This is a genomic window from Liberiplasma polymorphum, from assembly GCF_043951795.1.
Lineage (GTDB): Bacteria > Bacillota_I > Bacilli_A > Izemoplasmatales > Izemoplasmataceae > Liberiplasma > Liberiplasma polymorphum.
Genome location: NZ_JBIOAG010000020.1, coordinates 21,872 through 37,926 on the forward strand (window position 1 = coordinate 21,872; position 16,055 = coordinate 37,926).

9 protein-coding genes and 1 other annotated feature are annotated in these 16,055 nt (G+C 33.4%); of the genes, 1 reads left to right on the top strand and 8 read right to left on the bottom strand.

The features are described 5' to 3' along the window. Positions 1-118 precede the first annotated feature (118 nt). Positions 119-1,489 (bottom strand): MATE family efflux transporter, encoded by a 1,371-nt coding sequence (locus ACHAJD_RS05930; protein WP_435584950.1) that lies wholly within the window; start codon positions 1,487-1,489, stop codon positions 119-121. 79 nt (positions 1,490-1,568) lie between these two features. Further along, a complete protein-coding gene (locus tag ACHAJD_RS05935) occupies positions 1,569-2,093 on the bottom strand; it encodes an ECF transporter S component (RefSeq protein ID WP_435584951.1) in 525 nt (174 codons plus the stop codon). A gap of 94 nt (positions 2,094-2,187) precedes the next feature. Between ACHAJD_RS05935 and pdxR the strand changes: the two genes are divergently transcribed. Continuing rightward, positions 2,188-3,495: a MocR-like pyridoxine biosynthesis transcription factor PdxR gene (gene pdxR / locus ACHAJD_RS05940; protein ID WP_435584952.1), complete on the top strand. Its 1,308-nt coding sequence runs from the start codon at positions 2,188-2,190 to the stop codon at positions 3,493-3,495. 26 nt (positions 3,496-3,521) lie between these two features. Here pdxR and pheT read toward each other — a convergent pair whose 3' ends face one another. The 6 genes from pheT to ACHAJD_RS05970 all read right to left on the bottom strand — a co-directional run bounded on the left by pheT (position 3,522) and on the right by ACHAJD_RS05970 (position 16,000). Next, positions 3,522-5,882, bottom strand: coding sequence for a phenylalanine--tRNA ligase subunit beta (gene pheT / locus ACHAJD_RS05945; RefSeq protein ID WP_435584953.1), 2,361 nt, complete (start codon positions 5,880-5,882; stop codon positions 3,522-3,524). Positions 5,883-5,891: 9 nt separating this feature from the next. Beyond that, positions 5,892-6,920: a phenylalanine--tRNA ligase subunit alpha gene (gene pheS, locus ACHAJD_RS05950; RefSeq protein WP_435584958.1), complete on the bottom strand. Its 1,029-nt coding sequence runs from the start codon at positions 6,918-6,920 to the stop codon at positions 5,892-5,894. Between the two features lie 45 nt (positions 6,921-6,965). Continuing rightward, positions 6,966-7,160: a binding site (T-box leader), on the bottom strand. 237 nt (positions 7,161-7,397) lie between these two features. After that, positions 7,398-8,531 carry a hypothetical protein gene (locus ACHAJD_RS05955; protein ID WP_435584954.1) on the bottom strand — a complete coding sequence of 378 codons (1,134 nt, stop codon included), beginning with the start codon at positions 8,529-8,531 and terminating at the stop codon, positions 7,398-7,400. A 44-nt stretch (positions 8,532-8,575) separates the two neighbouring features. After that, positions 8,576-10,330, bottom strand: coding sequence for a M3 family oligoendopeptidase (locus tag ACHAJD_RS05960; protein WP_435584955.1), 1,755 nt, complete (start codon positions 10,328-10,330; stop codon positions 8,576-8,578). A 420-nt stretch (positions 10,331-10,750) separates the two neighbouring features. Further along, positions 10,751-11,494: a Bax inhibitor-1/YccA family protein gene (locus ACHAJD_RS05965; protein WP_435584956.1), complete on the bottom strand. Its 744-nt coding sequence runs from the start codon at positions 11,492-11,494 to the stop codon at positions 10,751-10,753. A gap of 39 nt (positions 11,495-11,533) precedes the next feature. Continuing rightward, a complete protein-coding gene (locus tag ACHAJD_RS05970) occupies positions 11,534-16,000 on the bottom strand; it encodes a PolC-type DNA polymerase III (protein ID WP_435584957.1) in 4,467 nt (1,488 codons plus the stop codon). Positions 16,001-16,055 lie beyond the last annotated feature (55 nt).

Below are 16,055 nucleotides of genomic sequence, written 5' to 3' on the forward strand. Positions count from 1 at the left end.
ATCACTCCTTATTCTCATATAAAAATAATACAGCGGATTTTATAGATGTGCAATCATAAATGAAAAAAATGGCGAATTACACCATTTTCTTCATTCTTAAGCTTTATTTTTATGGATTTTAAATTTTCGTATGTAATTGTTTCATTTCTAACTTATAAACAATAAATGATAAACTTCCAGTTACAAAATCAGCTACAAAGAATGTCCACCAAATACCTATGATTCCGAAATAATAAGTTAAAATCATGGCTGCGGGGATAAAGAAGATAAAACGTCTAGATAAAGCAACCACAAACGCTCTAAACGGATACCCCATCGCTTGGTAAGTACTTGATAGGATAACTTGATAGGTCACAAAGCTAAACCCTAAGGCGACGATTCTAAAGGCCATCGCACCTTGTTGAACAAACACTTGATCATCTGCACCACCAAATGCCATAAATAAATACTCCGCAAATATAATAACAATCACTAATACAGTGGTGAAATAGATAAACAAGAGTTTGGACGTATACCCAATCACTTCATATAATCGGTCATAAAACTTAGCACCAAAATTAAACCCAACAATAGGTACCATCCCTTGAACCAGTCCAAACCCCGGCATCAAGCTAAAGCGTATAAGCCTATTTATGACACCATAAATGGATATATAAATGGCAGGGTCTCCTACTGCGTAAAAGACAATTAAGTTATTTACAATAACGATTAACACCCCACCCATCGCTGTTCTAACAAAAGAAGGCAGGCCAATCGCAAATATTTCACCCATCATTTTAAAATCAATTCGGTAGATTTTTCTTAAATCAATCATTAAAGATGACTTTCTACTTAATGCCATCGCAAACACATATATAAATGAAACAGTTTTCGCAATGGCTGTTGCCATTGCAGCCCCTGATACACCTAAACCTAATCCAAAATCAAAAATAAAAATCGGATCTAAAATAATATTTAGCCCTGCACCAATCATTAAAGAGACCATCGCAACTTTAGGTCTTCCCTCAGCACGCGTTAAATTATTAAACACAATAGATAGCGAAAATGGGACTAATGCAATAAGTATTATACGTAAGTAATCTCTAGCATAATCGATATTACTTTCAGTTGCGCCAAATAACACTAACAACTGATCTAAATAAATATACGCAATAAGTGAAATAGATATCGATAAAATTAAGTTTACCATTATTGCAGTGTTCACAGCTTTTTTCATGGCTTTTTCATCTTGTCTTCCAAAAGCACGTGAAAAAACCGATGAACTACCAACACCAATCATAAGTCCAATCGCTAAAACAATCATTTGAATAGGATACGCTATAGATAAAGCCCCAATCGCTATTGTCCCTGAACCCCACGCCACAAAAAAGGTATCAACGAGATTATAAAGTGCGTTAATAATCATGGCTGCCGTTGCGGGAATTGCTAGTTTGAAAAGGAGTTTTCTAACTTGCATGTAGCCTAACATGTCACTGTTTTGTTTGTTCATGAAATCACTACTTCCATATTTATTATAACAAACTTTTTTGATATGTTAAGGGCTATATAAAATTCATTAAAAAAGGTGCCTAAGCACCTAATTTTTCAACTTCTTCAATTTCTGGCATACTCTTTAAAATGAATAACCCAAACGATGCAATAAGTAACTGGATTAAATTCCCAGGAATACTAAGTGCAGCAACTTGAAGTCCGTAACCTAAATAGAAAGCTTCAAACAATAGATAAACCACCACAATTATGGCCCCACCTGCAAATAAAGCTAAGACGTTTTTTGTCATGTTTTTTCCTTGACCTTCTTTAGATTGTGCCCCTAACCCAAAGACAAACCCAGCCAAAATGCGTGCTACAAATGTCCCAGGTGCCCAGTAAGCCCATTCAGATAAAAGATCAAATAAAGTCATCCCAATACCGCCACTTAATGCTCCATAGCGTTTTCCATACTTAACCGCTATTACAAACATGACCAAGGTTCCTATATGTACTAACCCACCTTGTGCCATGAAAATCGGAATATGTACACGAATATTTGTTGCTACAAAAACAATTGCAATAAATAATGCCGTTCTAACCATTACTTTAGTTTTATTTGTCATAAAAAAAACACCTTTCTTTTTTAAATCAAGTCTATTATAATAATAATGTGTCATGTTTTAAATAGACAGTTTAACTAAAATTGGAAGTGGTCAGATGATATTAAATAAATCTTTAAATACACCGTTATACATGCAAATTTATTCATTTTATAAACATGCAATATTAGAAAACACTTTAAGTGCCAATGAAAAATTCCCTTCAATAAGGCAGTTAGCCTTAAAACATAGTTTAAGTAAAACCACTATTGAAAAAGCCTATAATCAATTACTAATTGAGGGTTACATAGAAAGTTATCCTAAAAGTGGTTATTATGTCGCAAAACTTGATTTAATTAAAACCAAAGATCCTATAACAAATCCAAAAAGTCAGTTGGTTAAATCCTTTATAAATCAATATCAAAGTATGCATTCTTTTGATCTGAATCAGTTTAAAAAATGTATGCAAGATATAATGCATTATGAGGGTCATCTATTATTTGAACCTTTAAATCCTCAAGGAGAATATGCACTAAGACATGAAATTAGAAAACATTTAAATGAAGAACGTGGCGTCGTATGTCAAAGTGATCAAATCATTATTGCTTCAGGAACTCAAAATCAACTTATGAATCTTGCAGCACTTACTTCAAAAAGACGTGTGGCTTACTTAGTCCCACTATTTAGTCGTGCAAAGCATGTGTTTGATTTACTTAAATTTGAATCAATCCCTTGTCATACGATTGATGAAATGATTCAAACAAAAGCAGATTTTATTTACATTTCTCCTTCAAATCTATATCCTAGTGGTTCTGTTTTATCGGTTAAAGACCGCTTAAGGCTTATTCGCTATGCACAAGAGAATAAAGCCTTTATTATAGAAGATGATTATAATCACATTTTTAGATATAATGCAGCACTCATCCCTTCTATCCAAGGTTTAGCTAAAGGTAACCACGTGATCTATATTGGATCATTTTCAAGAAACTTACTCATTAGTATGCGTATGAGTTATATGGTGCTTCCTTTTGAACTCATTAAGGCATACCTAGATACACCAAGATTTGCCCAAACTGTATCTAAAATCGATCAATTAAGCTTGGCTAAATTTATGCGTGATGGGCATTATAAAAAACATTTGAGACATTTATCGCATGATTCAAAAAAGCAAAACGAATCTATTCAGTCGTTAATTGAAACTTATCCTTTTAGTGAAGCGGTATTAACTATAGGTGGGTTAGAAAGTAATTTACACATTCTATTTAAAGTACGAACAAAATCTCAAATTGAACGCATTAAAGAACGCGCGAAAAAGTACCCTGTGTACATTCAAACTTTTGAAGAACTTCCTACAAGTTTTTTACTGCCTTATAGTAACTTAAGTAGTGATGTATTAAAACAAGTGTTAGATTATATTTTTACATAAAAAAACATCCCGAGGGATGCTTTTTTTTATCTAAGCGTTGCTTGGTGATCTTTCTCAAGTGTTTTAATGATTTTATTGACTAAATCATCAATTTCTTTTGTTTCTAAAGTTTTTTGTTTATCTTCAAAAATCATCCGTAAAGCAATAGATTTTTCATCTTCTTTTACGTGTTCACCCTCATAAACATCAAATATTTTGACATTGCTTAATCGTGCTTTAGCAATAGCCTTAATCGAATCTATAATGGTTTGTGCCGGTAAACTGTTTTTACAAACAATCGCAATGTCTCTTGAGATACTCGGATATTTTTGGATACTTTCATACATGATTTTATCTTGGGTTAATTTATAAATAGCCTCAAGTTCAATTTCTAAAACATATACATCTTTTAAATCGCGTGATGAGGCTTGTTGAGGATGAATCTTTCCGATATGACCAATCACGGTATCTTCTTTAATAATCAATGCCGTTTGATGAGGATGATAATTATTTATTGTGGTTTTTTCATAACGAACATCTAATAAATTTATGCGGTTAAATAACGCTTGAGCAATCCCTTTTAGTGTATAGAAATCGGTAGGCTTTGATGGTTGCCAACCGTAATCTTGAAATTGTCCATGCATGGCAATGGCTAGAACTTCTGTTTCTTTTTCTTTCGTATAACGTTTACTAATTTCATAAATATGGGCATCGTGTTGCTTGCGTGCCACGTTATAACTGATGACTTCTAATAACCCATTAATTGGCGTTAAAATTAATGATTTACGGTGTTCAATCATTGGATTAGCAAGTTTCACTGGATTTAAATTTGGCATGCGGACAAAATCAAATAAAGTGTCTTCATTACTTAGACTATAAGTGATGACTTCTGTTAATCCTAAGTTTGTGAGTGCGGTTCTAGTGGTACGTTTGAATTTTTGGTAAGCGGTTAATCTACCTAAAGATACGGTTACAGGTAGTGTGTTAGGCAATGTATCATAACCTGCTAAACGTCCAATTTCTTCAATAATATCTTGGTAGTTTTCAAAATCTTGTCGTCTTGAAGGTTTTTCGATTATAAAAGTTGTCTCTTTTAATTTATAGTTTAGTGCTAATCTTCTAAATAAATCTTTGATACTTTCCACTGTATGATTACTGCCTAAAACACGGTTAATGGTTTCAAGTGATAACTCAATCATTAGCGGGGTTTTTTCTGAGTGATCAAAATAAGCAATCCCTTTTCTTGGGTTTCCACTGGCATACTTAGTAAAAAGTTCAGTGGCGCGTTCTAACGCAAAACGGGTATTTATTGGATTCACTTTACGTTCAAAACGCGTTGAAGATTCACTTCTTAAATCAAGTCTTGATGATGTTAACCGTATATTTTTAGGGTTAAAAACAGCACTTTCTAATAAAATACTTTTGGTTTCTTTATAAACTTCTGTCTCAGCACCACCCATAACCCCACCAAGGGCTACTGCTTTTTTACCATTAGTAATAACGATATCTTCGCTTAAAAGCGTGCGTTCTTTATCATCTAATGTAGTAAACTTTTCATTTTCGTCCGCTAAGCGAACGATTATTTCATCTGATGCTAATAAGTCATAATCAAAAGCATGAAGGGGTTGTCCTGTTTCTAACATTACATAATTCGTAATATCAACTACATTGTTTATGGGTCTAACACCTGCAGCAATCAATCTTGCACGCATCCATTGTGGACTTTCTTTAATAACTAAATCATCAATAACACGACCATAATAACTTAAGCAAGCCTCTGTGGTTGTCGAGATTTTCATTGGGTTTTTTAGATTAGATTCTTTTACAACTGGTTGGATGATTTCAAATGGTACATCAAGCATGGCCCCTGTATCATAAGCAACCCCTTGCATAGAAAGTAAATCGGCACGGTTAGGGGTTAAATCTAGTGTTAAGATTTCATCATCAAGTGATAAGATTTTTAAGGCGTCCTCACCTAGGGGGACTTCGTGATTAATTTCGTGAATGCCGGTTTCTTGATGGTATTTATGTTCAATACCAAGTTCATCTAAACTACATATCATGCCATTAGATTCGATCCCACGAATGGTTGTTTTTTTAATTTTAAAATTCCCGGGTAAAACCGCGCCATTAACAGCAACAATAACATATTGTCCAGCCTTTACATTTGGCGCTCCACAAATAATTTGTAAGTTTTCAGTTTTAATATCAACTTGACAAACACTTAGCTTATCTGCATCAGGATGTGGAATACACGTTTTAACATACCCAGTTACTAAGCCTTTAGCGTCGACGAGTTTTTCAACCGATTCTACTTCTTGTGATTTTGTTGAAAATAATGCTTCTAATGTATGTGCATCTTCCTTAAAAGGAATAAGTTCTTTTAACCAATTTATAGATACCTTCATGATTACCTCCTATTTAAACTGCTTATTGAAGCGTAAGTCGTTTTGATAGAAATGACGAATATCGTCGATTCCATATCTGAGCATAGCAATACGTTCTACCCCCATACCAAAGGCAAAGCCTTGATATTTTTTAGAATCATATCCACTTGCTTCAAGCACGTTATTATGAACCATACCTGCACCAAGTATTTCGATGTACCCAGTTTGTTTACACATATTACAACCGGCACCGTTACACTTTGAACAAGTCACATCAACTTCAACGCTTGGTTCTGTAAATGGGAAATAAGATGGTCTTAATCTGATTTGTCTATCTTTTCCAAACATTGCTTGTGCAACGGCTAGTAATGTCCCTTTTAAATCAGCCATTGTTGTTAGTTCATCAACGACTAGACCTTCTATTTGCATAAACTGATGTGAGTGCGTTGCATCGTCATCATCACGGCGATACACTTTTCCAGGACAAATAATTTTAACTGGTTTTTGCCCACCATATTCTAACATAGTACGGACTTGTACAGGTGATGTGTGGGTTCTAAGTAATGTATCTTCACTGATATAAAAACTATCTTGCATGTCTCTTGCAGGATGATCTTTTGGTAAATTAAGTTTTTCAAAATTTAGTTCATCCGATTCAATTTCTGGACCTTCTTTAACTAAATACCCCATACCGATAAACAAATCTTCTATTTCATCAATGATTTGATTTAACAAATGGGTATTGCCGCCACCAAAATCAGGCCCATCTAGTGTTACATCAATGGTTTCTTTAGCAAGTTTTATTTCTAATTTTTTAGCGTTTAAAAAATCTCTTCTGTTTTCAATTAATGAAGAAAAACGTTGTTTTGCCTCATTGATAGTCTGACCAAAGATTGGTTTTTCATCATTAGGTAAATCTTTCATGTGTTGCATCATTTTAGTCAGTTCAGATTTTTTACCTGTAAATTCAGCTTTTAAATCTTGCAAAGCTTCAATGGTATGAATTTCTTCTAATGCCTTTGAAAGTTTTTGTTCTAAACTTTCTAATGTTTTTTTAATTTCCATAGTCTCACTCCTTCAAAATAAAAAAAATCGTCCTCATAAAATAAGGACGAATTATATCCGCGGTACCACCTTAGTTCTAGCAAAGCTAGCCCTTAACTCTTTAACGCAGAGATACGGATGGGATTAGCATCACTTACAAGCTGAAATAATTAAGTGGGTTATAAGACTTCTCACCAACAGTCTCTCTCTAAAATAACGCATTCTTAATTACATGGTCTTGTGCAACGTGTTACACGTATTATATAAGATTTTATCGCTTTATTCAAGACTTTATCACTTGATTTATTGTAAATAGATTTTATGAATTTGATTTTACATTACTTTCGTTTCTCAATTTCTTAAAGACGTTTTAACCCTATTAACTTTTTATGAATTAAACTAGGTTAAATCATCACATGAAAATCCATCTAACAAATCTAATCCTTAAATGGATTCTCATGATTTAGATAGAAATGGTTAAACTATTTTAGTCTATTTTTTTTCTGAATAACTATCAAAAAAATCTTTGTATTCATCACTATATTCATCTGTTTTAGATTTATTTAAGTTCCCTAAATCTTTATATATTACTTCTTTACTCATAACGGTACTTTTAATCATTAAGAGTATTAAACCAAGTAAAACATATAAAACAATTGGGGTATAAAACAAGGTGAAGTTTGTCGTCTCAATCCAAATAAATAATACATATAGTCCATAATATAGTGCCATAAGTCCAAGGACTAAAAGTGATCGTTTATCGGTTGATAACACATGTTTAATTTTAGGATGAATCGCTAAATACATGGTAATAATGATGACAAATGTGACCGTTAGCCACACAATAAAAATAATGGGCAGTGCATCATATTGATAAGGTTGATCGTATAAATATTCTTCAAAGCTTGCGTAATCAGGAAAAAATCCAGCGTTAATTTGGTTATTAGTATTTACTATTTTACCGTCTTGGTAAATGCCAACAATTAATCCTTCTGTGCCGGTTAAAATCCCGTAGTAATTTATATTATAATCATTAAGAGAAGGATTATAAAGACTCGTTCCATTATTATTACTTTTAAAAAGCCCATAACCAGTTGGAAAATAATCATCCATTGTATTTAAATTTACGTTTTCTAAGTTTACTAAAATATGATCTGCTTTGTAAAAATTAGGATCACTAACCACAATTTCAATATGATCAATAAAAATGGTATCTGCTAACCCAAAACGATTTGGAATCATTTGATTTACATATGAAAAATCGTAACTATCTAAATAAGGATATCTTTCTGTTTGAGCAAGATATTCTTCTTCTGTTAAAGGGTTCATTATCCAACTAACATGTTGATACAATCCTTCTTTTTCACGCATCAGTGACTCATAAGTAAATATCTCAGAATATCTATCTAATCGTACAAATGAACCAAAAATGTACTCATCTGTTATTAGTCCTTCAGCATGAATTGTACCAAAATAGTAGACGATATCACCATTTTGACCTTCTGAATAAGGCTTAGCTAATTCAGTCCAAGGTACAATGCTGATTTCTTCATAGGATAACACTGAAAGATAGGATACAAATAGTGTTGCTATAAAAGCTGTTAAAAACATAGATAGTGTTTTCATATACCCTCCTATATAATAAGGCATCCTAGCTAGGATGCCTTAGATTAAGCTGTAATTTTTAAGAACAAATCAATTTCTTCTTTAATTACACTTAGCGACTGATCCCAGAAATCTTCTTTACTTACGTCAATACCCACTAAACTAGCAACATCTTCAACTGACATTTGACCTGTTTTTTGTAGTAGTGTATCTATATCTTGTGCAAATCCTTTTCCTTTTTCTTGGAATTTTGCATAAATTCCTTTGGCAAATAATAATCCAAATGCATATGGGAAATTGTAAAAACTAAGCGTACCACTATAATAGTGCCCTTTATTTACCCACATGTAAGGATGTAAAAAGTTAGAATCAAGTGCATCGCCGTATGCTTCTAATTGTGCTTTTTTCATCATTTCATTATATTTCTCTGGTGAAAGCGGTGTTTTCTTTCTAGCTTCAAATACATTTTCTTCGAATATAAACCTTGATAATATATCTACAATAACTTGAGTTGTTCCCATTAGTGATTGTTCTAAGATGAATAATTGTTCTTCTCCTTCAGAATCACTTAACGCTGCTTTTTTAACGATGGTTTCACAAAGCGTTGATGCGGTTTCTGCTACTGGCATTGTGTATGAAGCATTCAGCATTGCTTCTTTAAAAATTCTATCTCCGTGATATGCATGGCCTAGTTCATGGGCTAATGTAATAACATTAGAAAATGATCCATCAAAATTCAGTAATATTCTACTTTGCTTAATTGGATGAAGATTCATACAAAATGCGCCACCACGTTTTCCACTTCTTGGCGTGAAATCAATCCATTCATCGTCATAAGATTTTTGTGCTAAGTCTGCTAAATCGTCTCCAAATGACTTAAAGTTTTTAACGACATAATCGATGGCTTCTTTACTTGTAAAGGTACGTTCACTTGAACCCATTGGTGCAAATAAATCATACCAAGGTAAGCCGTTTTTATGACCAAGTAATTCTGCTTTTCTTTGGAGGTATGCTCTAAACATTGGTAAATGGTTACGCATAGATGCAATCAGCGCATCAAGTGTTTTTTTCTGTAAACGCGAATTATAAACTGCCTCATGTAGAGGACTTTCAAATCCTCTTAAAGCACTTAGTTCATTGACTTCACCCTTAACGCCATTTAATGAAAAAGCTACGGGTTGATCAATTTTTTTATACGCTAAAAGTTCGGCTTCATAGGCTTTTTTACGAACATCTGCATCTTTAGAATGTGCTTTGTTACGGATATCTGATAAAGTAACAATTTGGCCTTCAAATTCAACTTCAACAATACTAGTAAGTAAGCTTTGAAGTCTTCCCCATGCACTTGAACCGGTTTGCATTAATTTTGAAATTAATGCTTCTTCTTGATCACTTAATACATATTGAGCACGGTCTTTAATACTATCTAAGTGATATTGATAAGGTTTTAATGCATCAGTTTCTTCAATGAGTTGGTTTAAGTTTTCAAGTTTTGGAACAAATTTAGAAATTTTTGTATTAAATGGTGTCATTTTACTACCGAGTTGTTGCATTTGATTCATCCAAGCATTTGATGCTTCGTCTTGAGCATTCGTTGCCAGTTGTAAACTTACAAATGCGTATAACTTTAAAAAGTTTGATCTTAAACTTGTGTTTAAGTCAATATACTTAATAAGTTTATCTTTTGCATTATCAAGTGATTCCAATGTATTAGCAAATTCTAATGCTTCATCAATACGTGTTTTTAATGTTTCAATATCTGCTTTAAATTCAGGTGTTTCATACCCTTTGTATAAAGCATTCAGGTTCCATTTTTCCATAATTGCCTCCTATTTTTAACGATTATAATAATCCAGTATTTCTCGAAATTCTTGGGTTAATAAAACTAACCCTAATATAAATATAAGTATCCATACAAATGCGCCAAAGATGGTTGTTGCTAGTAAATATGGGTGAATCTTTCTATTGTCATTTTTATACACGATATAAAATGGTAGTCCTAACCAAGGTAATGGAATCGCAATAATTAAGATGAATGCATACCATAAACCGTTTACTCTTGAAACGGTTTCATTTTCTTCATTTTTAAATGCTTTTTGTTTATTTTATATTGCATTTTAAATGGATTGGGTTTATCCGGTTTATTCATTACTTTCATCCTTTAGATAGCGTAATACCCCTACATCTATAAATAGTATATCATAAATCAATTTTATAAAAAAGACACGGAAATTCCGTGTCTATCTTCTTCCACCGCGAGATCTTAAGATGGCAAGTAATCTTAAAATTTCTAAATATAACCAAATAAGCGTTACGAGTAACCCTAAAGATAAAATCCATTCATAGCGTTTATCTATACTTCCATGTACTGCTTTTTGTATATTATCAAAATCAATGAGTAAATAAAGCGAAGCTAAAATGACACCTACAATGGTAATTCCAAATAAGAAGCCAATACTTGCTGTCCCTGTAATCATCGCGAATATGAAGAAAAACAATGATGAAAATACAAGGCCAATAAGCATCATATACATGAAGCTTCTAAAGAAGTCATTAACAACGATTAATCCGCTTCCAAACAAGATTAACATTCCGATAAATACACCGAGTGTTGCTAGTAGTGCTGTTGCAACGATACCATCGCCAAAACTAATTTGGTACATGCTCGAAATGGCTCCTAAAAATAGTCCTTGAGCAACGGCATAAAAAACAGATGGAATACGCGCAGATTGAGGCCTTACAAATGCAAAAATAATACAAATGAACCCTACAATTGGTGCGACGATAATCGCAATAATTAATCCGTTACTAATGGTATCGAGATTATAAAACTGGACAGCCGTAAACGCGCCAACAATCATCATGATTGCTAAAAGAAATGTTGTTTTAAGTGTTACCCCTTTATAGGTTACAACATTTGAATAGTCTACGCTTGCTTGGCTGTGTACGCGAGCAAAGACTGGGTTGTGTGAACGAAATCTCATATAAACTCACTCTCCTTGATGTTTTTCAATAATATTATACTATAAATCAAATAAATTTATCTGCCCAGTTTCAGGTAAATCACCAAAAGCACCAAGGGCATCCAGTTTATTAAATAAAGTCGTTGATAAACTAGTACGTTCTTTTACATCTTCTCTTGATGTAAAGGGTTTTTCGTTTCTTGCTTCTATAATGGTTTGGGCTACTTTTTGTCCAAGACCATCTAAAGCTACAAACGGTAATCGAATCGATTTTCTTTCTTTAGAGATAATAAAGTCTCTAGCATCTGAGGCCATAATATCAATTGGATCAAACTTAAATCCTCGTTTTACCATTTCAAGTGCAATTTCAAGTACGGTATATAAACGTTTTTCAACTTCAGTTGCTTTATTGCCTGCATCATCAATTTCTTGCATGCGTTTTTCAATTGCGTATTCGCCACCTTGCATAGAAATTAAATCAAAGTCTCTTGCACGTTTTGAGAAGTAAGCTGAATAAAAGTAAATCGGTCTGTGAACTTTAAACCAGGCAATTCTAAGTGCCATCATTACATAAGCTGTTGCATGGGCTTTAGGGAACATATATTTAATTTGACCTGCACTCCATATATACCATTCAGGTAAATTATGTTCGCGCATAATCATTGTATAACCGTGCCATTGATCAGGACTAACTGCTGCTTTACCTTTACGAATAAACTCAGATATTTCAAAGGCAACTTCACTTTTTAATCCATGTTGGATTAAAGTAACCATGATATCATCACGGCACCCAATCACTTCTTTAAATGGGACTTTTCCAAATTTTTCATTTTTCCCAGTAACAAGCGTTTCAGCATTATTTAACCAGACGTCTGTTCCATGAGACAATCCAGATATTTTAACGATATCCGCAAAGGTTTTTGGACGAGAATCTCTTAACATACCTCTTACAAATGACGTTCCCATTTCAGGTACACCAAAACTTGCTACTTCACTATTAATATCGCTAGGTTTTAATCCAATGACTTCAGTACCACTTAATAATTGATATACTTTCGAATCATCAAGTGGAATATCTATCGCATCTTTAAAAGGGAAACTAATTGGGTCTTCTTTGACAAAATCCATTAAATAACGAATCATAGTCGGGTCATCATGCCCTAATACGTCAAGTTTAAATAGATTGTCCTCAAATGAATGATAATCAAAGTGCGTAGTACGCCATGATGAATCCGTTGCATCTGCGGGGTATTGTACTGGGGTAACATCATAAATTTCTTTATAATCAGGTACCACAACTATTCCCCCTGGATGTTGGCCTGTTGAGCGCTTAACACCGGTAATTACTTTTGCACGACGTTCAATTTCAGCTTTACGCAATGTTAAATCCTTTTTCTCAATATAACCTTTAACATAACCATAAGCAGTCTTATCGGCAACAGTAGAAATTGTTCCTGCTCTAAAGGCACGTTCTGGTCCGAATAGTTCACGTATATATTCATGTACGATTGGCTGATAGTCTCCAGAGAAGTTTAAATCAATATCCGGTACTTTATCGCCTTTGAATCCTAAGAAGGTTTCAAACGGGATATCATGGCCATCTTTTTTAAGAGGATGCTTACATTTAGGACACTCGATATGTTTTAAATCAAATCCGCTACTGACATCATCTAGTAAACTTTGTACACCGCGTTCATCAGGACGTATCCCGTACTGTGTTTTTTCTTCTGGACTCATTTTAAAACTAGAGTAGTGACACTTTGGACAAACATAATGAGGCGGTAATGGATTAACTTCTGTTATATCCATAAAAGTTGCGACCAAACTTGAACCAACTGATCCTCTAGATCCAACTAAATAGCCTTCATCAAGTGATTTTTTTACAAGTAAATGAGAAATATAGTAAACGGTAGAGAACTTATTTTTAGTAATAGAGGTCATCTCTTTTTTCAAACGATCCTCTACTAATTTTGGTAGTGGATTTCCGTATAATTCGTAAGCACGTGAATACACCATCTTCTCCATATGTTTTTCGATTGATGGAATCCCTTTAGAGGCTAAAAAATCATCTGTTGGTGCGAATAAATCTTTGGAAAATGCTTGAACATAATCAATAGAATCTGCAAGTTTATTAGGGTTTTCTATAACAATTTTTCTCACTGTAGCTTCATCTAAAAACGGAAAAGATGCAAGCATTTCATCTGTGGTTCTAAAATACTGAGATGGGATTTCCTTATAACGTGATAGCGGATGTAATCCCCCTCCTACTACAGGGGTTTGAATATAGATGTCACGATATTTTACTGAGTGCTTATCAATATGATGAACATCACCAGTAGCGATGACTGGAATGTTGAGTTGTTCTCCTACACGGATAATCTTTTTAAGTGTTTCTTCAATAACCGATTCGATATTTTCCATATCTTGACCTAAGTGAAGATAATCTTCAAACGGTTGAATCTCAAGATAGTCATAGTATTTAGCTTTTTCTAATAGCGCTTCTTCTCCTTGATTGAGTGCAACTTCAAAGAAAGAACTGTTCATACACCCACTACCAAGTAATAACCCTTCTTTATGTTTATCAAGTACTTTTTTAGGTAAAACAGGTTCTTTAAAGAAGTATTTGGTATTGGCTAAAGAGATCAATTTATAAAGATTTTTTAAACCAGTTTGATTTTTAACTAAGATATTAATATGCTTGCTAATTGCATTTGCATAAGGATTAAATGCTTTTATAACGGTTTGAATTTCTTGTAGTTGTTTATAAGTTTTTACACCAAATCGGTCTAAGTCTGTTAGCATTTGCATGAATATATCCGCGGTTGCACGGGTATCATATTCTGCACGGTGATGTTGTTTTAACTCTACTTTAAATAGTTTGGCTACGGCTTTTAAGTTGAAACGATTTAACTTATCATTATAAAGTTGTCGTGCGATTTGCAGGGTATCTATGGTTGGATAAACTTTATCATATAAATTAACGGCTTTTAAGTTTTCATAAATATGCGCCATATCAAAACGCGCATTATGCGCAACCATAATACTGTTTTCAAAAAACGCTTTAAATTTTGGTAATACTTTATCAATGGTTTCGGCATTTGAAACATCTTGTTGGGTAATCCCAGTCAATGTTTTAGTAAACTCAGTTAAGGTTTCTTCTGGATTTACAAAGGCATTAAAATGATCCACGATCGAATGGTTTTTAATTTTTATTGCAGAGATTTCAATGATTTTAGAAAAGTTAACACTTAATCCTGTTGTTTCAATATCAAATACAGTATACGTTGCATCACGTAATGAGCCTTCATATTGATTCCATGCCATTAATACATCTGACTCATCAACAAAGTTAAACTCTACCCCGTAAATCGGTTTAATGGGTTTATTTTTAGTTACTTTGAAAAATTCAGGGAATGATTGGGCAGTGTTATGATCAGTTAAAGCAATTGCTTTATGTTTAAAACGTAGGGCTGTTTCTACAAAGTTTTCAATCGAATCTATTCCGTCTAGGGTAGACATTTTTGAGTGTAGGTGTAGTTCTACACGTTTTTCTTCTGCTAGGTCTTCTCTTAGTTCTTGTACAATGACGTGATCTGTACGTTCTATGGCAAGTGCAGTTAAGACAACCTCATCAACAAATTGGTCGTACTGAGCGGTCCCTTGAACTTTCATATACATATTACTTTCAGTTTCACGTAAGAATTTTACTTCTTCTTGATCACGCACAAACTTTTTAATATAAATGGAGTCTTCTTCATCACTTAATACAAAAGTAAATAACGTTGTTTTACCGTTAATACGGCGTTCATCAACATTCATTACGACGGCTTCAAGTGTGAAATCTGCTTTATGATGTTCTGATTTATAACGGGTTAACTCATCATCTGTAACAGGGATATCCTTAATACGGTGAGAGATTTTTTTAACGGTTCTATCTTTAAAAGTAATATAACGTTTAACATCTGTTTTTTCATGATGCGCATGTTCACGTTCAGCAGTCATCATTTCTTCAAAATCAATTTGTTCAATTCTTTCGGTTATGGTTGGTTCATTTTCTGAATAACGAATACTTAGTTTTGCATCAAATCCTAGTTCTTTTAATGTGGTTTCAATGTCATAAATCATGCCTTCTACATAAGAACCATCTTTTGGACATATAATATTTAAATGGAACGGTTTTCCATTTTTTTCAACTTTAAATTCACTAATCGCTTCATAGCGTGGGCGTGATTTTTTAAGTTTTTCAAGGACATGATAATAATACGCTTCTAAAAATGTATCGTCTTGTACTTTGTAATCAATTAAAAAGCGCACATGATTGCAACTTTGTGCGTAAGCTGGAACGTTTTCTAGGTGTTGTTCAAGCACTTTAAAAACCTCTAATTCTAGAGGTTTATCGAGTTCGATATTAAAAAACCATTCAAGACGCGCTTCATCGACAGTAAGTTCGATAAGTTTGCCGGTAATGGTTTGTTTATAGTTCGTTAACTCTAAAAAATCTAATAGTTTTTCGAATGCTCTTTCCATAATGTCACTCCAATTTTATCTCTTTTATTATAGCATAGGAACAAGACTTATGCGC